Origin of the sequence: Plectonema radiosum NIES-515 (assembly GCF_025753815.1) — a bacterium.
Lineage (GTDB): Bacteria > Cyanobacteriota > Cyanobacteriia > Cyanobacteriales > Nostocaceae > Hassallia > Hassallia radiosum_A.
Window position 1 is genome coordinate 1 of the sequence record NZ_JAOWRF010000088.1, and the last position, 20,046, is coordinate 20,046.

Consider the following 20,046-nt stretch of genomic DNA (forward strand, 5'->3'; position numbering starts at 1 on the left):
TCAGATGTGTATAAGCGCCCGACTCCCAACTCCTAACTCCCAACTCCCAACTCCCAACTCCCAACTCCCAACTCCCAACTCCTAACTCCTAACTCCCAACTCCCAACTCCCAACTCCTAACTCCTAACTCCTAACTCCTAACTCCTAACTCCTAACTCCTAACTCCTAACTCCTAACTCCTAACTCTACCCACTAACTAATATCAACTATCAACTAACTAATATCAGATTATATAAATGCATCATAATCCCATAAAAATCAAAAATCTTAGCTATACTTATCCTGATGGAACTCAGGCTTTAAAAAAAATTAATCTATCTATCGAAGCTGGAGAAAAGGTAGCATTAATTGGGGCAAATGGCTCAGGAAAATCTACGTTGCAGTTTCACTTAAATGGAATAACTTTACCTCAAGAAGGAGAGGTAATTATTGGGGAATGGTTAGTAGCTCCTAAGAATTTGCGAGAAATTCGCAATTTTGTCGGATTGGTTTTTCAAAATCCAGATAATCAGCTATTTATGCCCACAGTATGGGAAGATGTTGCTTTTGGTCCGATGAATTTGGGTTTGCGAGACGAAGAACTCAAAAATCGCGTTCTTGAAGCTATGGCTGCGGTTGATATCGATCCAGAATGGTTTGGGGAACGCAATACTGATAATTTATCTGGAGGGGAAAAAAAACGGATTGCGATCGCAGGGGTTTTAGCGATGAATCCGCAGGTTTTGGTATTGGATGAACCTTCTGCTCAATTAGATCCGCGATCGCGTCGTCAGTTAATTGATTTGTTACAAACTTTGCCTTTTACTCAACTAATTGCTACCCACGATTTAGATTTAGCTTTGGAACTTTGTTCCCGCACTATTGTGTTGAGTCAAGGGCAAATTGTTTTCGATGGTCAGACTGAGCAGGTAATGAATGATTCAGAATTTTTGCTCGCTCACGCTTTAGAACCTCCACTCAGCTACAGTCGTCCTTATTGTTTAATTAAAGATGCACCTATCAAAGTTGGGTGTTAGTGGTGCATATGCATACCAGGCATTTCATTTTCTCCGGGTTGATAAACAATAGACATCGACCGAATTTAATGATGCGTTATTTGAACCCCAAGAGACGTAGCAGTGCTACGTCTCTACATTCATTTTCGGAGATATCTAATGACTGTTGACTAAAAATAACGAAATAAATTCAATATTTTTTGTTTCACCCGTTCTAAAACAGGTTCTTCTGCCAATTCTTCAGAAAATAATATTTCATATATCAGCGGTACTCCTAACTGTAAATCTTCCAGAATTTGACGTTGATTAAACACATCTTCTGGCTCTCCTTCTAACACGAGTCGTCCTTTATCCATGACAAAAATCCAGTCTGCCCAGCGATAAACTAAATCTAGGTCATGAGTTGCCATGAGTATTGTTGTCCCAGATGCATGAATTCTTTTTAGAGTTGCCATCAGGTTACGAGTATGCAAACGATCCAAATATGCTGTAGGTTCATCTAATAACAACAGTTGAGGTTGTAGCACCATCACATCTGCAATGGAAACTCGCTTTTTTTGCCCTAAACTCAGATGATGTACTGGTCTTTCTGCTAAAGTAGTTAATCCAAATTCTTCTAATGCTTGTTCTACTCGTTGTTTAATTTCTATTTCTGGCAACCCTAAGTTACACAAGCCGTAAGATATATCTTCTTCAACGGTGGAAGCTACAAGTTGTTGCTCTGGATCTTGAAATATAAGCCCGACTTTTTGGCGTAATTGTAGTAAATATTTTCGGTCATATTTTAGTGCCTCTCCTTGCCATTTAATATTACCCTTATTGGGTTTGTATAGACCGTTAGCTAATAAGAATAATGTAGTTTTTCCGCAGCCATTTTGACCAATTAAGGCACATCTTTTATTTGCGGGTATTTGTAATGTTAAATTATTAAGTGCGGATTGTTGTGCACCTGGATATGTGTAATGTAGTTGTTCAAATTCAAGTAAATATTGCTGCATAATATGATATTAAAATAAAGGCACGCAGATGCCAGCAAATGACCGCAGATGACCCTAGATGCCCGCAGATGCCCGTAGATGCCCGCAGATGCCCGTAGATGCCCGTAGATGCCCGTAGATGCCCGCAGATGCCCGCAGGCTAGAAGCCTGGGGCTACACGAACGAAGACCGCCTGCGCGGTCTAAAATCTTGGAAGGCTGCGTAGGCAGCCTTTGTTCGTATAGCCGCACCCTTCTAGGGTGTCGGTGACAAAATGGCGATATTCCCGACGAACAAAGACCGCCTGCGCGGTCTAAAATCTTGGAAGGCTGCGTAGGCAGCCTTTGTTCGTATAGCCGCACCCTTCTAGGGTGTCGGCGACAAAATTGGGATGCTCTGGTCAGAAAAGAGATATGCTGCATTCTAATATTATTAATAACGTACAACCAAAGATTGCTTCGATCGCATACCGCTGTGAGTGATAATATCGGTGGGGATGCCAAACTCGAAATTCTCCATTAAATCCCCGTGATTCTAAACTTAAGGAGACTTGACGATAGTTTTCTATGGTACGCTTAAGTAATTGCCCAATTAATAAAGCTAAACTTTTCATACTTGTAGAAAATGTGCGATAACCACCACGAGATTGTTGAGCAGTCCATAACTCGGCGGCGGCATTTAACAGAACGAAAATAAAGCGATACATTAGTAATAAAAGGTCTGTTAAAAGCACCGGAAAACCAACGCGTCGTAAAGTTTGCAAAAGTTCTGTAAAAGGGATGGTTAACATGACAAAATATAAGCAGGAAAGTGATGCGATCGCTCTCGTTAAAATTGTCAATCCCTGCTCTATTCCTTTCCAACTTAGATATACATAATAACTGCCAATAGTCAAGCCTTTGATTGAGTCATTTTGGACTAAATCTAGATGAGAAATATCTATGGCGTTGATGGCTAAAGCTGGTAAACTGGTTAACCAGAAGAAAGTGGCAAGATAAACTAATTTCAGATAGATTTTGGCAGGAATGCCAGCATAAACAACTGTCCAAATGCTCATCCAGATAGCAATCAAAATTTGTATTTGTGGATGAGCAAAGGCAATGATAATTAGTAAAGCGATCGCTAACAATAATTTCTGCTCTGGAGCTAACCACCGCAACTTATTAGTATAAGCAAGGGTGTCAATCTGAATGTTCATTGTTACTTTTTTGCTGTTGGGAGCGTCCTTTATATAAACCAATTACATAACCAATTACACCAGCACCCAAAGCAGCTTGAGACGAAAATAATAAGCTTTCTACTTCACCACTAGGTGGTTCAAATAGTGATTTGAACCAAGGTTGATATCCGGGTTGTACTTCGGTAATCGCTTTTTCGGCTTTGTCATCCGAACCAGCAAATTCACCACCCCGCACAAATATTAATGGTGCGATCGCTAAAGTTAATACTGCAAGTACTAACAGCCAGTTTTGCAATTTGTAATTGGGATTTTTCATTTTTTCTTAGTATAGATTTAAACGCACTCGTAACGCTGAGTCAGCGCACTCGTAACGCTGAGGTTTTTGGAATTTATGCAATGCCTGTTTTTTCATTACCCTTGGCTTTCCTGTTTGATTAATTTCAACAGTTCAAGTTCTTGCGGGGTGTAAGATTGTAGCCAGTTCCATACCAACACTGTTAGCAATCCTTCACTAATTGCTAAAGGAATTTGAGTTATGGCAAAAATTCCCGCAAACTTGATAAATGAAGCGATAAATCCCCCAATCGGTGCGGGAAAAGCTAAAGCGAGTTGGATGGATGTAATGATGTATGTGAGTAAATCTCCTAAAGCTGCGGCTAAAAAGATAGCGATTCTTTGCTTACCACTTAAGCGCATGGTGAGATTATATATCCAGTAAGCGGCAAATGGTCCGGCGATCGCCATCGAAAAAGCATTTGCTCCCAATGTTGTCAAACCACCGTGCGCTAGCAGCAAGGCTTGAAATAACAATACTAAACTACCCAGCACCGACATTGCTAAAGGTCCAAACAGCACTGCACCTAATCCTGTACCTGTGGGATGAGAACAGCTACCCGTGACTGAAGGCATTTTTAAGGCTGAGAGTACAAAGGTAAAGGCACCTGACAGCGCTAAAAGTAATTTTAGTTCTGGGTTGGTTTGGGTGATCTTCGTGAGCGATCGCAATCCTAATACAAAAAATGGTAACGCTACTACCCACCAAAAAATCGCCCACTTCGGTGGTAAAAAGCCTTCCATAATGTGCATTGCGTAAGCTGGTGCGGATGCGCTGACGATGAGGTAGAAGCTGAGAACTCCGATGATAACTAGTGTTGTGCGTTTGGATTTGAGAATAATTCTTGACACTCTTAGTACCTCTATAACCGAAATTATTTGTAGAGACGCGAAATTTCGCGTCTCTACATCTTTTGCGGAGATTTATAACACGATTGCTATAAGTTTGTGTTTAATTTGCTTTTGCTTGTGGTTTGCGTTGATGCTGTATTAGCAATCCCATCGCCATACCAATGCCGACAAAGGCTGTAAAGTAAAATAAACCAATTAAGCGGATATAAATTGGTGGTGCGATTCCCTCAACTTCAATTTCCTGAGCTACTTTCATCGCTGGAAATTGACGATTAGCTCCAGGTAGGGGAGTTACTTCCACCTCAACTTTGTGGGGTGAACCATCAAAAAATTGCTCCTGCCATGTTAACTTGCCTTGTGGGTCGGAAATACCTTTGTAGGCAAAAACTGTTAAATTATGTTCTAAGGCGATCGCTTTCACTTGCAACGCTACATCTTTAATTGGTTGTCCTGTGACGCTATCCTTGACTTGTAGCGCTAAATTCGCAAGTTTTCCCACAGTCGCGTTTTTATCTCCATCAAGTCTGACTTCCAATTGCTGAGATTTTTGGACTGATGGAGCGCGATCTTCGGTAGTATTTGAGTGTCCGCTGCCGTGAGCTTCTGCAACTTCTGCACTAATATTAATAAACAATAGCGTTACTATTGCCACCACTGTCAACGCACTTAACAACAGACGCACTGATTGCGGGGCAATTTCACCTTCTCGCAGTTCTTCTTGTCCACCAATAACCCAACCACCCAACAATCCTACTGATAATAAAACAGCGGCAACAACAACAAAATATTTATATTTTACTGGATTTTCCCGAACTTTTAAATTCAAGGTTTGCTCATAAGTCGCAAAAGCATTTGCAACCATTGGTGAAACATTTACCCGCAGTTGATAATTACCACGAATCGGTAATATCTGCTGAATTTCTAACTTACCATCAGGTGCAGCCGCTTTCATTTGCAGCAATTTTGTTTGCTCAACAATGGGAAAATCTGTTGTTAACCAAAAGTTACGCGGTGGTGTGAGAATTTCTAAACTTATTAAAGCATTTTCTAACGGTTTACCCGCAGCATTAACAGCTTGTAGCGTCAAAGTAACGGGAGATTGTGGTTTTTTTGCTTCGGCTTCAAAGGGCAGAATCTGTTCTAATGGTGGGTTGGTGGTAAGTTGCACTCTTGGTGCAGAAGTTTGGGAAACTCCCACAAATGAATAAAGAATTGACAACGCGATACAAACAGCGCTAATAACTCCGAACAAGCGATATTTTTTCATCTCAAACCTTTTTGTGGAATCCAAATGTCAGGAGTCAGGAAGCTTCTGTGTTTTGGCTTCTGACTCCTAACCACTCTACGTCACTTAAAATTATTTCCCAGCAAAAATAAGATGGCTCTGAAAATTCTGGGAATTATGATAATTTAGTGACATGCAACTCCTAATGTATGGTGACGTGCTGAGTGTGCTGCGTTATGAGCCGCAGGGTAAGTGGAGAATAAAACAGTCCAGATAACTAAAGAAGATAACAGCATATAAATCGTTACCTGCACAGGTTTAGACAGGGTAACATTTGCGGTCTTTTGCAACACTGAAGGACGAGACAAAGTAGTCATTTTTGACCTTTTATAATTAGTTTGGGTAGTTGATCAATCAAAGGGCATTTTGCCACTTTATTGCAAAAAGATATACGATAAACTTTCTTTTTGACAACTGTGTATAAAATGTGTTATTTGGTGATGCCAGCTAAAAAAGAGGGGAAAAAGTGCATTAGACAAACGTCGTGAAAAAGAATGTAGAGACTTCGCCTGATCGCGTCTCTACAAGGGTTTCGGGCAACGCATAATAAAATATCGGTCGATGTCTATTGCATAACCCTGGGATGAATTGTAGAGACGTTTCGGTGAAACGTCTCTACAATATGTTGAATTTTTGACGTATATTGCATTCATCATCCCAGAAATATGCAACGCCGGAAAAAGTGTATAATTTTTCTTCTTGAAGCTTACAGCAATTTTCGGGTAAATAGACCCTTATTGTAGAGACGTTACATGTAACGTCTCTACATAGGTTTTGGTTTTTGATGTGTGGTTCAAATAGATGAAAATTGCTGTAGCCAGAACCGCTGTATAAGCTCAAATAGCAACCTGAGAAGATTATTGACAAAAATTATTGATTTCGATAATATACATAAGTCAATTGCAAATAATTTGCAAACTTATTTATTTGGGCGCTAATTGGAAATTCCATGCCTAACAACTTTGCTCTGGGGAAAGAAATTCTTTGGAGCCGTCGTCAACTGTTGAAGCTGGGATTAGCTGGCGCTGGTGTGGCTGGGGCGACGGCGCTTTGGCAGGCGTTTAATGCACAAAGTAAGTCAATTGTCAAAATACCGCCAATGGAGGCGATGTCTGGCGACAAGACCCAGGGCATCTACGCCCAAACAACTGCTGCCAACCCGATGCAAGTGCTACGGAATTTTGATTATGGCACGGTAAAGCAGGAAAATGGACGCACTATCCGCGAATTTCGCTTAACTGCTGGTACTTCCATCATCCAGCTAAATAGTGCTGTGTCTTACAACATCTGGGATTTAAATGGTCGGATTCCCGGACCCACACTAAGGGCAAAACAAGGCGATCGCGTGCGGGTATTGTTCCACAATCAAGCCGGACATTCGCACTCTTTGCATTTTCACGGTGTCCACCCGGCAGAAATGGATGGTATTCGTCCAGTTAGCAACGGTAGTGCCACAATTTATGAATTTGACGCGGAACCTTATGGCGTTCATTTGTACCACTGCCATATTGAACCAGTAACCCGTCACATTGCCAAAGGCTTGTACGGAATGTTTATCATTGACCCACCCAAACCCCGTCCGCCGGCGGATGAAATAGTTTTAATTATGGCTGGGTATGACATCAATGATGATAACCGCAATGAGTATTACGCTTTCAACGGTTTACCGCATTATTACATGGATAATCCGATTAAAATTTATCAAAATCAGTTGATTCGGCTGTACGTCCTCAACATCATTGAATTCGATCCAGCAGTTACCTTTCACCTCCACGCCAACTTTTTTAATGTTTATCCTACGGGAATGACTCTCACTCCCACCCACAAAGCAGATGTAATTACGATGGGTATAGCGGAACGACACATTTTAGAATTTGCCTTTCGCGATCCAGGTAAATATATGTTTCATCCACATCAGGATGCGATCGCCGAAAACGGCTGCATGGGTAATTTTGAAGTAGTCGCAGACAGTAAAAACGCACTTTCAACTCAGAAAAATTCCTAAACTCAACAATATAAATTTAAATGTGTTGCATTATACTCTGCATCCAATTAGGGCAGAACCTGGAATGAGCGCAAAAACCCTCTGCAACTCTTATTGTTTGGCGTACTTAGCGCACTTGGCGGTTCGTTTTTTCATAATTATGCGCTCATTCCTGCCTAAATTAAAAAAATGCATTTACAGTTAAATTTTCTTAAATAGTTGATAAAAAATATCATTATATGCAAAAGTAAATTCTACGACTAAATGTCAAACTAACGTGCAGTTACTAGCTAACAAAGTTTTAATTAATACATGAGTAAACATTTATTGGAGCAAAAATGATCAAAGTTCGTTACATTTTTTTGGCTGTAGCTGCTTGTGCCATAGTTTCCCTCAGTTCCTGTAATGCAGGCACACCAACCGCAGATAATACAGGAGCATCTGTTGCCAACTCTAGCCCCCAGGCAAGCGAGGCAGTAAGTAAGAATAGTCACAGCGGTCACGGCAGCAAAGCTCAAATAAATATCAATACTGCGATATTGTCCGAGTTAGATAAGTTTGAAGGCAAGCTAGCAATACCAGCATTATCAAATAAAATTCAAGCAAATCGTCCTTATGCCTCACCATCCGAATTAGTATCCAAAAAGGTGATAACTCAAGAGCAGTTTGACCAAATTAAAGATATGGTTACTGTTCAAGAGATAGCATTGACAGGTGAAGCAAAAGATGTTGACTATATGAGTAAATTGGGCTTGATGAAAGGGCATCTTTTAGTAGCCAAAGAACTGCTAGATCAAAATCAGCCGAAACAAGCAGAACCTCATATTGGGCATCCAGTTGAAGAGATTTATGTTGATGTTGAAGAGCAACTAAACGAACGTAAAGTTAAAGAATTTAAAACAACTTTAGTAAGTTTGCAAGATTTAGTGAAGTCGAATCCAAAAGCTGCTAAACTAAAAACTGATTTTGCCTCTTCAATGCAAGCAGTAGATGGTGCGATCGCAGCTTTACCAGAAGCGCAACGCTCAAAAACAGGATTTGTACTACAGACGATTAATGAGCTATTAGATTCAGCAAACTCAGAATATGGTGCCGCGATCGCTAACGGCAAAATATCTGCGGCAATAGAATATCAAGACTCTCGTGGTTTTGTCATCTACGCAAACCAATTATACAAAGGTATTTCTAGCCAAATGGCGAAAGACTTTCCCGAAGCACATAAAGCCATTGAAACAAGTATGGCTGAACTAACAAAAGTTTGGCCCTCCGCGATTCCTCCATCTGCACCGGTGAAAACCCCCGATGATGTTACCAAGTTAGTGAAAACCATTGAGCAAAATTCTCAAATCGTAATTGATAAATCAAACACCCAAGCCCAGGGATAGCAGTTTTACTTAATTCTTAATAGCAAAATTAAGGAGTTTAAAATTAGCTTATAAGTGAGAAGAAAGTAGAGACGTAAAGCGCGGAACGTCTGTACAGTAGAGACGTAAAGCGCGGAACGTCTGTACAAAAGTTAGGAATTATACTCATAATTCCTAACTCCTAACTCCTCATTCTTAACTGATTACTCTCCACACATCACTTCAATTAACGCAAAATGCAAGAGCTTGACCAGAAAAAGACCATCGACTTACTCAACGCAATCATGGAATTTGAACTAGCTGGGGTAGTGCGCTACACTCATTATTCTCTGATGGTTACAGGTCCCAACCGCATTCCGATTGTGGGTTTTTTCAAAGCGCAGGCTAGCGAGTCTCTACTTCATGCCGAACAAGTGGGAGAAATACTCACAGGTTTAGATGGGCATCCTAGCCTAAAAATTGCGCCGATGGAAGAAAGTTACAAGCATTCAGTTAAGGATATCTTGACAGAAAGCTTGTCCCACGAAAAAAAGGCTCTGGATTTGTATAAAAGTCTGCTAGAGACTGTAACTAATGCCAGCATTTACTTAGAAGAATTCGCCCGTAATATGATAGGACAAGAAGAGATGCATAATCTCGAACTGAAAAAAATGTTACGCGACTTCAGCTGATAAAAGTGAGGAGAACAAAATGAGGAGTTAGGAGTTGGGAGTGATGAGTTAGGAATTAAAACTATTAGCTCCTTACTCTTAACTCCGTGCCTTATAAAGTGAGGAGTAAGGAGTTATGAGTTAAAAATTAAAACTACGCTCCTCCTAACTCCTAACTCCTAACTCCTAACTCCTAACCCCTAACCCCTAACCCCTAACTCCTAACTCCTAACAGACAATGAATTTTAGTACTGCCTTACCGACTTTTGTAATTACACTCCGAGAAGGAGTAGAAGCTGCCCTTGTTGTGGGCATTGTGCTTGCTTTGTTGAAAAAAGCCAAACAATCTCAACTTAACTCTTGGGTGTATGCTGGTGTGGGCGTTGGCATTGCCGTGAGTGCCCTCGTAGGTGTGTTGTTGAGTTGGGTAACGATCGCGCTAAGTGCTGCAAATCCCCAATACGCATCGGTGACAGAAGTTTTGCTAGAGGGATTTTTCTGCGTATTAGCGATCGCTATGCTCAGTTGGATGCTCATCTGGATGACCAAACAAGCCAGATTTATGAAAGCTCAAGTTGAAGGAGCAGTCACAAGCGCTCTCAAAGCAGATAAGAATGCCGGCTGGGGCGTTTTTTGGTTAATTTTGATTGCCGTTCTTCGTGAAGGCTTTGAAACAGTTTTCTTTGTCGCTGCCAATTTTCAACAAGGATTCATGCCAGCTTTCGGTGCTGTTAGCGGTTTAGTGGCTGCTGCTGCTGTTGGTGTGCTGATGTTTAAATGGGGTGTCAAAATTAACATCCGGCAGTTTTTCCAGGTGATGGGCATTTTTTTGGTATTTATTGTTGCCGGTTTGGTAGTGACGGCACTGCAACGCTTTGATGAAGCTTCTGCTGCTTTGGCTTTAAGCGATCGCGCTTCTGAAAGCCTTTGTTTTTATTACGAACGCTTTACCAAAGTCCATTCTTGTATTTTGGGTCCGATGGTTGCAAATACCTCGAAAATCTTACCTGATGAACAATTCCCAGGCATTATTCTTAAATCATTATTTGGCTACAGAGATCATCTTTATCTCGTGCAGGCAGTAGCTTATTTAGTATTTTTAGTGACTCTTGGCGGTACATATTTGCGTAGTATTGCAGATGGTGGTAGCGCCAAAAATCAGCCCCGCAAACAAAAATCTATGAGTTCTAGTTCTGATTAAAAGGGAATTGGTAATTGGTTATTGAGAATAGTGATGTGCGTTTTTTCCCATTACCCATTACCCATTCCCCATTACCCATTTACAACTTTTCTGGCTGAGATGGATTAACAGCACTTACTTGAGCTTTAGCAACCATTCCTGGTTGTAAAAAAGGAGTATTAGCAACGGAATTGTTAGCCAAAGTAAACAAGGGATTTGACAAAATACCCGCGAGAGAAGTCGCGATTAAAGTTACTATCAAACCCACTTGCAAAGGTCTAAACCCAGGCAAATTCCAACGCACTTCGGGATAATTCTTCACCGCGTCGGACATTTCTTGAGGTTCTTTGACTACCATCATTTTGACTACGCGAATGTAGTAGTAGATGGAAACAACGCTGGTAACTAAGCCTAGCAAAACTAGCCAATAAAGCCCCGCTTGCCAACCAGCCCAGAAAATGTAAATTTTGCCAAAGAATCCCGCAAGCGGTGGAATCCCACCCAAGGAAAGTAGGGAAATACTTAATCCTAGAGTTAGTAACGCATCTTTTTGATACAAGCCTGAGTATTCGGCGATCTGGTCGGTTCCCGTCCGCAGGGAGAAGAGAATTACGCAAGTAAAGCCGCACAAGTTCATAAACAGGTAAACCAGCAAGTAAAAAATCATACTGGAATATCCGGCTTGCGTGCCAGAAATTAAGCCAATCATCACAAACCCAGCTTGGGCAATAGATGAATAAGCTAGCATCCGTTTCATGCTGGTTTGGGCAAGGGCAACTACGTTACCCAATATCAGACTCAAAACGGCGAGAGCGGTGAAAACAAAGTGCCATTCGTTCACAGCTAGGGGGAAGACTGTTGTGAGCAAGCGGATGGCTAAGGCAAATCCGGCGGCTTTGGAACCGACAGATAAAAAGGCAATCACAGGTGTGGGAGCGCCTTCGTAAACGTCTGGTGTCCACTGGTGGAAGGGTGCGGCAGAGATTTTGAAGCCAATACCTGCGATCGCGAAAACCAGTGACATCACCAAACCTAAAGATTGACCAAGGTTCGCTGTGGCAATACCTTCGGCGATCGCACTAAATTCTGTTTGTCCACCCGATAACCCATACAGTAGCGAAACACCATACAAAAATACTGCTGTACTTGAAGCCCCAATCAACAGGTATTTTAGCGCTGCTTCATTAGAGCGAGGGTCACGCTTGGTATAACCTGTTAGCAAATAAGAGGAGATACTCAGGGTTTCTAAGGAGATGAAAGTCATCACCAACTCATTTGCTCCAGAGAGGAACATCCCTCCTAGGGTAGCTGTGAGCAAAATAGCGATGAATTCTGCTAAAGCGGTGCCACTCTGCTCAACGTAGCGAATAGACATACATATGGTAACGATCGCAGACAAAGCAATAATCCCGCGAAAGACGATGCTAAGATCGTCACCGTTAAAGCCACCGCTAAACGAGATGGGATTGACATTATCCCATTGAAAATAGAGGGCGACGATGGAGCTAAATAAACCTGCCATCGCCAGATATCCAATCCAGCGTGCGGATGTACGCCCCAAAATCAAATCAACAATCAAAACCGTCATAAGGGTGATAATCACAATCCCCTCTGGCAGTATTGTTCCAGCATTTAACTGGGATGCAAGATTAGCAAAATCCATGATATGTATAGGTTTTGGCGATTAGACATTCAGGCTAACTCTGTTCACTCTAGCAATTTTCGCGCCTGAAGTTGCATAAAAAATTCCGGCATTGCATATTGGCGGCATGATTTGACAATACACGTTGGTAAATTCGACATATTGTAGAGACGTTCCATCGGAATGTCTTGTAAAGACGTTCCATCGGAACGTCTCTACGATAGACATCGCACCATGCTGTCTAATTAAATTATGTTGAAATTTACCTCTGCTAATTCAAAAATAAAAATAACAATAAGCAGTTCAGTTATCTGCTGAACTGCTTGTTTTGGACTAAATTCAGCTTAAAAAAAGCATTTCGATGCTTTTAGCAATATTTGCTACCTTTGCTATAAATGACTTGAAGACTTAATAGCGTCTGTTGCCTCTGTCCCAATTGCCACCGCCACCGCCGCGAGAACTTTTCTCCTCCCGTGGTCTTGCTTTGTTAACTTTCATTGCGCGCCCCATCCATTCTGCACCATCGAGAGCTGCGATCGCAGCGTCTTCTGCCGCTGATGATTCCATTTCTACGAAACCAAAGCCGCGTGCGCGACCTGTTTCTCTATCTGTCGGTAATTGAACCCGGCTGACGGTGCCGTACTCTGCAAATACCTTACTAAGGTCGTCTTCTGTGACGCTGTAGGACAGGTTACCTACGTAAATTGACATGAAATTCTCCAAAATCCATTGATGCAGATATGTTCATTCGGAGAGACACCTGCAATTATTACTAAAAACAAGATCCGTATCGCCGAACTCACTTCATTTCGATTTTATCCTAACATAAGTTCTTTATGAGAAAGGGTATATCTGCCCATTTATGTGAATTTTTAGTAAATTGTATTACAGGTAACTAAATTTATATTTTTTTTATATTTTTCATTCCCTCAAAATCAAGTTTGCTGCTGAAATTCTTCTGGGTCGATTCCCCAATTTACCCAACGAATCGCTTCACAGGCAGATTCTGTATCAGGTGGAACACGCAAAGTATGAATAAATCCCGTAAAGAGCACAAGTCATTTTTAACTATTACGCCGTAAGTCCCCCACCTGAATTCTGTACCCAGAATCAGTGGCGGGATATAAGGCGGTTGATAAGGATTGCATCTAATATTGATTTTTTGCATAGCAAAGACAAATATTAGATGTATGACGAATCAACAATTATTTTATTTCAAGAGCTTATCAGAAAATATATATCATGGTGAGTTAGATACATCAAGGAGGTGATGTTAAGTGTTGCGCAAGGCTGTCCAAGTTCGTTTATATCCAACAAAAGAGCAAGAGATTCAATTGGCTCAAGCTTTTGGTTGCGCTCGTTGGTGGTGGAACTACGCCTTAAACAAGTCAATTGAGACTTATGAGGAGACAGGGAAAGGACTTACCCGTGCAGCGCTCAATGCACTTCTTCCTGCACTCAAAAAATCTGAAGATACTATTTGGTTAGCTGATTGTTATAGCCAAGTTTTACAGGCTACGACATTGAATCTAACTACTGCATATAAGAACTTTTTTGATAAACGTGCAGGATTTCCTAAATTCAAATCCAAACATGGGAAACAGTCAATTCAGTATCCTCAAAACGTCACAGTTGTAGATGGCAATGTAAAACTTCCCGGTAATATTGGAGTAATCAAAGCCAAAATACACAGACCAACTGAGGGGAAAATCAAAACTGTTACTGTAAGCAAAACCCCATCAGGGAAATACCTTGCATCTATCCTGACTGAGTTAGAGGGTGAAAATCCGCTTATTTCAGAAGGTAAGATATATGGGATTGATCTGGGTTTGAAACACTTTGCTGTCGTCACTGATGGCGAAAAAGTTTCCAAATACGATAACCCTAAACACCTTGCCAAACACGAGAAAAACCTCAAACGTAAGCAGAAAAAATTAGCACGCAAGCAACTTGGGAGTAAGTCAAGAAATAGATATAGAAAAGTTGTTGCCAAGGTGTACGAGCGAGTTAGTAATTCGCGGCAGGATTTTCTACATAAACTTAGTTACAAGTTAGTCAGCGATAGCCAAGCTGTCATAATAGAAAATCTTAATGTCAAAGGCATGATTCGTAATCACAAGTTGGCAAAATCAATATCTGATGTGGGATGGGGAACATTCACTAAATTTTTAGCCTATAAGCTGGAACGCATTGGTGGGAAGTTGATTGAAATTGATAGATGGTTCCCTAGTTCCAAACTCTGCTCTAATTGTTTTTATCAAATCAGTGAGATGCCATTGGATATCCGGGAATGGACTTGTCCTCATTGCAATACTCATCATGATCGTGACGCGAACGCTGCGCAAAACATTAGAGCAGAAGGCATCAGAACGATAAAGGCGGAAGGTTCAGCCGTCTGTTGCTGTAGGAGGGGAGGTAAGTCCTACTCTTGGGCGAAAGTCTATAGTAGTGGCACTCCCCCGTGATTACAGAAGCCCAAACTGTACTTGGTACTCCAAGTCAGTGTGGGTAGTTCACTAAAGTGTATTCAGCCCAAGCATCTGAGGAGTGGGGAGTGAGGAGTTAGGAGTGAGGAGTTAGGAGTGAGGAGTTATGAATTGCTTTATCTCCTTGTCTCCCTTGTCCCCTTGTCCCCCTTGTCCCCCTTGTCCCCCCCTCCCATGAGTCAAAACTGTAGTCGTCAATTGTGCAAGATATAAGTTAATGATTGAGATAACACTCAATTTACACTTTTGCTTTCCAAACGCCTATCCTCAAAAAAGGACTATCCTACGGGAAGGGCTACGCTCTCAAGAGCGAATTTGTAGGGATTTTATCTGGAACGGACAGTTTGTGTGAGGATGAAATCACATCCACATCAAGCTCAGTAATGTTAATTTGACTGCCTAGCTTTGCAGCTATTATTTTTTTGAAATTTCCATGTCAACTCTCGTCATCGTCGAATCTCCAACCAAAGCTCGTACCATTCGCAATTACCTGCCGAAGGACTATCGAGTGGAAGCGTCTATGGGTCATGTACGTGACCTTCCCCAGTCGGCTACAGATATTCCCGCTAGTGTCAAAGGGGAAAAATGGGCGCAACTGGGGGTAAATGTAGATGCCGACTTTGAACCGCTGTATATCGTCCCCAAAGACAAAAAGAAAATTGTCACCCAGCTCAAAGAAGCCATGAAAGGCGTAACTGAACTGATTCTGGCAACGGACGAAGACCGGGAAGGTGAAAGCATAAGTTGGCATTTATATCAACTGCTCAAGCCGAAAGTTCCGACCAAGCGGATGGTATTTCACGAAATTACCTCAGACGCGATTAAAAAAGCGTTGAAAAACTGCCGCACTATTGATGAAAAGTTGGTTCGCGCTCAAGAAACGCGGCGAATATTAGATCGGTTGGTGGGCTATACGCTGTCACCGCTACTGTGGAAAAAAATCGCTTGGGGATTATCTGCGGGACGGGTGCAATCGGTAGCTGTGCGGGTTTTGGTGAAGCGGGAACGCCAACGCCGCGCTTTCCATGAAGGTACATATTGGGATTTGAAGGCTTACTTGCAGCATCAAAAAGCTGCTTTTACCTCACAGTTAGTGACGTTGCAAGGAACCAAAGTAGCAACAGGCAGCGATTTTGACTCAACGACCGGTCAAATTATTGCACTTCGCAAAGTCGTGCTACTTCGTGAAGAGGAAGCGATCGCACTCAAAGAACGCCTGACTGGTAAACCCTGGACGGTGACAGACATTGAGGAACGCCCGGTAACACGCAAACCCGCACCACCGTTTACCACCTCGACCCTGCAACAAGAATCTAACCGGAAATTGCGCCTTTCGGCGCGGGATACGATGCGAATTGCTCAAAATTTGTACGAGCAAGGGTATATTACCTACATGCGTACAGATTCGGTGCATTTGTCAGAACAAGCAATTTCGGCTGCCCGTGATTGTGTCGAAAAGCTTTACGGCAAGTCATATCTCAGCCCCCAACCAAGGCAATACACCACCAAATCTAAAGGCGCACAAGAAGCACACGAAGCCATACGTCCGGCGGGTAGCAGCTTCCGCACACCCCAAGAAACTGGTTTAGGCGGTCGAGAACTCGCATTGTATGACTTGATTTGGAAGCGCACCGTAGCCTGTCAAATGGCTGATTCTCGCCAAACGCAAATTGCCGTGCAGTTGCAAGTTGAAGATGCAGGTTTTCGTTCTTCTGGCAAGCGAATTGATTTTCCCGGTTTCTTACGCGCTTACGTCGAAGGTTCAGACGATCCCGAAGCCGCGTTGGAAGACCAAGAAGTAATTTTACCACCGATGAAAGTGGGGGATCATCCCAATTGTACCAACTTAGAGGCAGTTGATCACGAAACTCAACCACCAGCTAGATACACTGAAGCTACTTTGGTGAAAACTTTAGAAAGTGAAGGTATCGGTCGTCCCAGTACCTACGCCAGCATTATCGGCACTATCCTTGATAAAGGTTACGCCCAATTGGTGAATAATGCCCTAATTCCGACATTCACCGCTTTCGCTGTCACCGACTTGCTGGAAAAATACTTTCCCGACATCGTAGATCCCAGCTTTACTTCCAAAATGGAGCAAACTTTAGATGATATTGCTACCGGCGAAGCTAAATGGCTACCCTATCTGCGGGAATTTTATTTGGGAGAAAAAGGTCTAGAAACTCTGGTTAGAGAACAAGACTTACATATTGATGCGACCAAAGCTAGGACGGTGGAATTAGAAAATCTTGATGCTAAAGTCCGCATTGGGAAATACGGTCCTTACATTGAAGTCGAAAATGGTAACGGTGTTGTCACGGCTTCAATTCCCAAAGACCTCACCCCCGCTGACCTCGACCCGAAAAAGGTAGAAGTTCTACTGCGACAAAAAACTGAAGGTCCCGACCAAGTAGGGCGTCATCCAGAAACTGGCGAACCGATTTATGTGAAAATTGGCGCTTACGGTCCTTACGTTCAGTTAGGCGACAAAACCGAAGAAAACCCCAAACCCAAACAAGCTTCTTTACCCAAAGGTGTTACTCCCGAAAATGTCACTCTGGAGATGGCTGTTGGTCTTTTAGCGCTACCCCGGACATTGGGAGTTCATCCGGTTATCGGTGGCAAAATTCAAACAAGTTTAGGACGTTTTGGTCCTTATGTTGTTCATGACCAAGGTAAAGAAGGCAAAGATTATCGCTCTTTAAAAGCTAGCGATAATGTCTTAACAATTTCTTTAGAAAGGGCTTTGGAATTGTTATCTGAACCGAAAAAAGGACGCAGCAGCACCAACAGTAAATCTAAAGCTGCTTTACGCGAATTGGGCGCACATCCAGAAGACGGCGAACCAGTCAACATCTACGATGGTCCTTATGGACCTTACATCAAGCACGCCAAAACAAATGTGAGTATCCCTGAAGGTCAATCGGTAGAAAATGTGACGCTTTCCTCAGCGCTGGATTTGTTAGCAAGTAAAGCATCTTCGGCAAAATCCACACGTAAGACAACGAGTAAAAATACAACCAAAACCACGGGAAAATCAACCACTAGTAAAGCTAAGTCAACGGCTAAGTCGTCTACCACAACTGCAAAAAAAACTGAGCAAAAGGGAGAATAGGGAACTTGCTAATTGGGCAATGGGCACGCTCGCATTGGGCATCCTCCAAGTGGGGATTTACCATGAGTCCCTTTCCTCTTTCCCTCCTTTGAAAATTTACCATTCCCTATTTTCTATTTTCTATTTGCTTGTGACACAATACCTTTCGTTGGTATGATCAAGCCTAGAGATTGCTAATGTGATACTGTAATAAGTATGGAAGATGGCAACACAAAATTTAATCAATGGCTTATGCCTAAAAGAAAGTGATGTGTATTAAGCCAGTTTCAAGCCAGAGGTGCGTTGGGACGCCAGTTTCTGCTTAACTGTGAATCAAATATTAAGGTAATATCTCAGGAGCGCTCAGTTAAATGGACTATATAGATAAGGTACTGGAAAAGCTTAAAGAATTGGCACGCAAGCTGATTGAAGCCCTGTTAGGTCCAGAGGCTGAGGCAGAACCGGAATTAATTCCGATTCCTGTAAATGACCGATCGCGCCGTCGCTAAAAGCTTGAAAGTGGTTGTATTGACATTAGAATATTTAAGCGTTCTGGTACTACACGGACCAAACCTGAACTTACTAGGACAGCGAGAACCAGGAATTTATGGTTCTCTGACTTTGGCGGAAATTAATCGCCTGTTAGAAGAAGAAGGAAAAAAACTACAGGCGAAAGTTTCTCCTTTGCAGTCAAATCATGAAGGAGTTTTGGTAGATGCGATTCATCAAGCGTTAGGGCAACATGAAGGAATTTTAATTAACGCCGGGGCGTATACTCATACCAGTGTGGCATTGCGAGATGCGATCGCCGCTGTTAATTTACCTACAGTAGAAGTACATTTAAGTAACATCTACCGTAGGGAAGAGTTTCGCCATAATTCATATATTGCACCAGTGGCGATCGGGCAAATAAGTGGTTTTGGTGTCCAAAGCTATTTATTAGGTTTACAAGCGTTAGTGCATCATTTGAGAAATAAAACTTAAAATTTCAGACTATTGAGTATGAGCGGGGTTCCCCCGCTCCTCTTTGAATATGGGTGGGGAACCCCGCCCCTACTTTATGCGCTATTCTCTGGAAAGTCGGTTTAGAGGTACAATAATTGGGGCGTTTCTTGGGGATTTAGCCTCTGGTAGTCAAGAACAGCCGAAAAATTGGCATGAAATTGCGCTTCTGGGTGCTGCTAGTTTAATAACGACTTCGCAACTGAATTTAGATGATTGGAATCAACGTCAAGAATCAGAATTTCCTGATTTAGATACTAGCTCCTGCGTTTGCTTAAAAGCGATTATTGCGACTTTGCCAGTGGCGTTGTTTTACTTTGACAATACAGTTAAACTGCGACAAAACTTGATTTGTGCGATCGCAATCTGGGATCGGGACTTAGTAGTGCGGGATGGAACACTAGCAGTAGGCTATGCGATCGCTCAATCATTGACTGAAAAACTAGATAGAAAAACCCTCATACCCCAAACCATTGACTTTATTGGCGAAACGTCAACATCATTACCACAAGCTTTATTAAAAGTCAATAATTTATTAATTCAGGGTGCTGGATTAGAAAGAGTACAAGGTTCGTTAAGCCGAGAAGAAAAGCTAAGTAAAGCTGTTGCGATGGCGTTTTACTGCTTTATGAGTACCTTAGAAGACTTCCGTTTGTCAATTTTGCGGGCTACTGACAACAACGATGCACTGCATACAGGTGCAATTACTGGTGCTTTATCAGGGGCTTACAATAGTTTAACGAGCATTCCCGTAAGTTGGCAGATGAAGTTATCTCCACCAAATTCGGGAACATCAAGACAGAGCAACCGCAAGCAGATGATAGAATTAGCCGATGCACTAGTGGCTGTATGGTCAGGAGCCTATGACCTTACCCCATATTCAAAAGACTTACAGCAAGAGGGTACGCTATGCGTCAGTGCAGCTCCTCGCGTCATTCGGTTGCGTTAATCATCAGAATTGGGCAATTTGAGCAAGAGGAAAGGTAATAAAAAACAAATATTTCCCCCCCATCCCCCCCTCC

The 20,046-nt window shown here is 42.2% G+C and carries 18 protein-coding genes and 1 pseudogene; 10 read left to right on the forward strand and 9 right to left on the reverse strand.

Annotation, left to right across the window (positions count from 1 at the left end):
• Positions 1-236 precede the first annotated feature (236 nt).
• Positions 237-1,016, forward strand: coding sequence for an energy-coupling factor ABC transporter ATP-binding protein (locus OGM63_RS05865; RefSeq protein WP_263744564.1), 780 nt, complete (start codon positions 237-239; stop codon positions 1,014-1,016).
• 149 nt (positions 1,017-1,165) lie between these two features.
• Here OGM63_RS05865 and OGM63_RS05870 read toward each other — a convergent pair whose 3' ends face one another.
• The 6 genes from OGM63_RS05870 to OGM63_RS05895 form a co-directional block, all read right to left on the reverse strand.
• Positions 1,166-1,993: an energy-coupling factor ABC transporter ATP-binding protein gene (locus tag OGM63_RS05870; protein WP_263744565.1), complete on the reverse strand. Its 828-nt coding sequence runs from the start codon at positions 1,991-1,993 to the stop codon at positions 1,166-1,168.
• Between the two features lie 379 nt (positions 1,994-2,372).
• Positions 2,373-3,170 (reverse strand): cobalt ECF transporter T component CbiQ, encoded by a 798-nt coding sequence (gene cbiQ / locus OGM63_RS05875; RefSeq protein WP_263744566.1) that lies wholly within the window; start codon positions 3,168-3,170, stop codon positions 2,373-2,375.
• On the reverse strand, positions 3,154-3,468 hold the full coding sequence (locus tag OGM63_RS05880; protein ID WP_263744567.1) for an energy-coupling factor ABC transporter substrate-binding protein: 315 nt from the start codon (positions 3,466-3,468) through the stop codon (positions 3,154-3,156). Before OGM63_RS05880 ends, cbiQ begins: the two co-directional genes overlap by 17 nt.
• Positions 3,469-3,563: 95 nt before the next feature.
• Entirely contained in the window at positions 3,564-4,292 is a 729-nt protein-coding gene (locus OGM63_RS05885) for an energy-coupling factor ABC transporter permease (RefSeq protein ID WP_263744580.1), read from the reverse strand.
• A gap of 145 nt (positions 4,293-4,437) precedes the next feature.
• Positions 4,438-5,604 carry a hypothetical protein gene (locus tag OGM63_RS05890; RefSeq protein ID WP_263744569.1) on the reverse strand — a complete coding sequence of 389 codons (1,167 nt, stop codon included), beginning with the start codon at positions 5,602-5,604 and terminating at the stop codon, positions 4,438-4,440.
• 143 nt (positions 5,605-5,747) lie between these two features.
• Entirely contained in the window at positions 5,748-5,939 is a 192-nt protein-coding gene (locus OGM63_RS05895) for a CbtB domain-containing protein (protein ID WP_263744570.1), read from the reverse strand.
• Positions 5,940-6,571: 632 nt separating this feature from the next.
• On the opposite strand from OGM63_RS05895, the gene OGM63_RS05900 reads away from it, so the two are divergent.
• The 4 genes from OGM63_RS05900 to OGM63_RS05915 all read left to right on the forward strand — a co-directional run bounded on the left by OGM63_RS05900 (position 6,572) and on the right by OGM63_RS05915 (position 10,821).
• On the forward strand, positions 6,572-7,627 hold the full coding sequence (locus OGM63_RS05900) for a multicopper oxidase domain-containing protein (RefSeq protein WP_263744571.1): 1,056 nt from the start codon (positions 6,572-6,574) through the stop codon (positions 7,625-7,627).
• A gap of 317 nt (positions 7,628-7,944) precedes the next feature.
• On the forward strand, positions 7,945-8,991 hold the full coding sequence (locus tag OGM63_RS05905) for a ComEA family DNA-binding protein (RefSeq protein ID WP_263744572.1): 1,047 nt from the start codon (positions 7,945-7,947) through the stop codon (positions 8,989-8,991).
• A 215-nt stretch (positions 8,992-9,206) separates the two neighbouring features.
• Positions 9,207-9,641 (forward strand): ferritin-like domain-containing protein, encoded by a 435-nt coding sequence (locus tag OGM63_RS05910; protein ID WP_263744573.1) that lies wholly within the window; start codon positions 9,207-9,209, stop codon positions 9,639-9,641.
• Positions 9,642-9,858: 217 nt separating this feature from the next.
• Positions 9,859-10,821, forward strand: a complete 963-nt coding sequence (locus OGM63_RS05915; protein WP_263744574.1) for an FTR1 family iron permease — start codon at positions 9,859-9,861, stop codon at positions 10,819-10,821.
• Between the two features lie 79 nt (positions 10,822-10,900).
• On the opposite strand, the gene OGM63_RS05920 is transcribed toward OGM63_RS05915, so the two are convergent.
• From OGM63_RS05920 to OGM63_RS30025, 3 genes and pseudogenes are all read right to left on the reverse strand, one after another.
• Positions 10,901-12,463, reverse strand: a complete 1,563-nt coding sequence (locus OGM63_RS05920) for an NAD(P)H-quinone oxidoreductase subunit N (protein ID WP_263744575.1) — start codon at positions 12,461-12,463, stop codon at positions 10,901-10,903.
• 387 nt (positions 12,464-12,850) lie between these two features.
• The gene (rbp, locus tag OGM63_RS05925; RefSeq protein WP_263744576.1) at positions 12,851-13,153 is read right to left on the reverse strand and encodes an RNA-binding regulator; all 303 of its coding nucleotides are present in this window, start codon (positions 13,151-13,153) and stop codon (positions 12,851-12,853) included.
• Between the two features lie 224 nt (positions 13,154-13,377).
• Positions 13,378-13,510 (reverse strand): annotated as a pseudogene (locus OGM63_RS30025) (DUF6745 domain-containing protein); the annotation flags it as partial.
• Between the two features lie 266 nt (positions 13,511-13,776).
• Here OGM63_RS30025 and OGM63_RS05930 point away from each other — a divergent pair.
• From OGM63_RS05930 to OGM63_RS05950, 5 genes are all read left to right on the forward strand, one after another.
• Positions 13,777-14,907, forward strand: a complete 1,131-nt coding sequence (locus tag OGM63_RS05930; RefSeq protein ID WP_375340461.1) for an RNA-guided endonuclease InsQ/TnpB family protein — start codon at positions 13,777-13,779, stop codon at positions 14,905-14,907.
• Positions 14,908-15,361: 454 nt separating this feature from the next.
• Positions 15,362-18,043: a type I DNA topoisomerase gene (gene topA, locus OGM63_RS05935; protein ID WP_263744577.1), complete on the forward strand. Its 2,682-nt coding sequence runs from the start codon at positions 15,362-15,364 to the stop codon at positions 18,041-18,043.
• A 350-nt stretch (positions 18,044-18,393) separates the two neighbouring features.
• Positions 18,394-18,531, forward strand: coding sequence for a hypothetical protein (locus OGM63_RS05940; RefSeq protein WP_200819221.1), 138 nt, complete (start codon positions 18,394-18,396; stop codon positions 18,529-18,531).
• Positions 18,509-19,006, forward strand: coding sequence for a type II 3-dehydroquinate dehydratase (aroQ, locus tag OGM63_RS05945; RefSeq protein WP_263744578.1), 498 nt, complete (start codon positions 18,509-18,511; stop codon positions 19,004-19,006). Before OGM63_RS05940 ends, aroQ begins: the two co-directional genes overlap by 23 nt.
• Before the next feature lie 76 nt (positions 19,007-19,082).
• Positions 19,083-19,973, forward strand: coding sequence for an ADP-ribosylglycohydrolase family protein (locus OGM63_RS05950; protein ID WP_263744579.1), 891 nt, complete (start codon positions 19,083-19,085; stop codon positions 19,971-19,973).
• The last annotated feature ends 73 nt before the right edge of the window (positions 19,974-20,046 follow it).

Coding starts and splice junctions, on each gene's coding strand:
- OGM63_RS05865 (WP_263744564.1), top strand. CDS start 237: ATGCATCATAATCCCATAAAAATCAAAAATCTTAGCTATACTTATCCT.
- OGM63_RS05870 (WP_263744565.1), bottom strand. CDS start 1,993: ATGCAGCAATATTTACTTGAATTTGAACAACTACATTACACATATCCA.
- cbiQ (WP_263744566.1), bottom strand. CDS start 3,170: ATGAACATTCAGATTGACACCCTTGCTTATACTAATAAGTTGCGGTGG.
- OGM63_RS05880 (WP_263744567.1), bottom strand. CDS start 3,468: ATGAAAAATCCCAATTACAAATTGCAAAACTGGCTGTTAGTACTTGCA.
- OGM63_RS05890 (WP_263744569.1), bottom strand. CDS start 5,604: ATGAAAAAATATCGCTTGTTCGGAGTTATTAGCGCTGTTTGTATCGCG.
- OGM63_RS05895 (WP_263744570.1), bottom strand. CDS start 5,939: ATGACTACTTTGTCTCGTCCTTCAGTGTTGCAAAAGACCGCAAATGTT.
- OGM63_RS05900 (WP_263744571.1), top strand. CDS start 6,572: ATGCCTAACAACTTTGCTCTGGGGAAAGAAATTCTTTGGAGCCGTCGT.
- OGM63_RS05905 (WP_263744572.1), top strand. CDS start 7,945: ATGATCAAAGTTCGTTACATTTTTTTGGCTGTAGCTGCTTGTGCCATA.
- OGM63_RS05910 (WP_263744573.1), top strand. CDS start 9,207: ATGCAAGAGCTTGACCAGAAAAAGACCATCGACTTACTCAACGCAATC.
- OGM63_RS05915 (WP_263744574.1), top strand. CDS start 9,859: ATGAATTTTAGTACTGCCTTACCGACTTTTGTAATTACACTCCGAGAA.
- OGM63_RS05920 (WP_263744575.1), bottom strand. CDS start 12,463: ATGGATTTTGCTAATCTTGCATCCCAGTTAAATGCTGGAACAATACTG.
- rbp (WP_263744576.1), bottom strand. CDS start 13,153: ATGTCAATTTACGTAGGTAACCTGTCCTACAGCGTCACAGAAGACGAC.
- topA (WP_263744577.1), top strand. CDS start 15,362: ATGTCAACTCTCGTCATCGTCGAATCTCCAACCAAAGCTCGTACCATT.
- OGM63_RS05940 (WP_200819221.1), top strand. CDS start 18,394: ATGGACTATATAGATAAGGTACTGGAAAAGCTTAAAGAATTGGCACGC.
- aroQ (WP_263744578.1), top strand. CDS start 18,509: ATGACCGATCGCGCCGTCGCTAAAAGCTTGAAAGTGGTTGTATTGACA.
- OGM63_RS05950 (WP_263744579.1), top strand. CDS start 19,083: ATGCGCTATTCTCTGGAAAGTCGGTTTAGAGGTACAATAATTGGGGCG.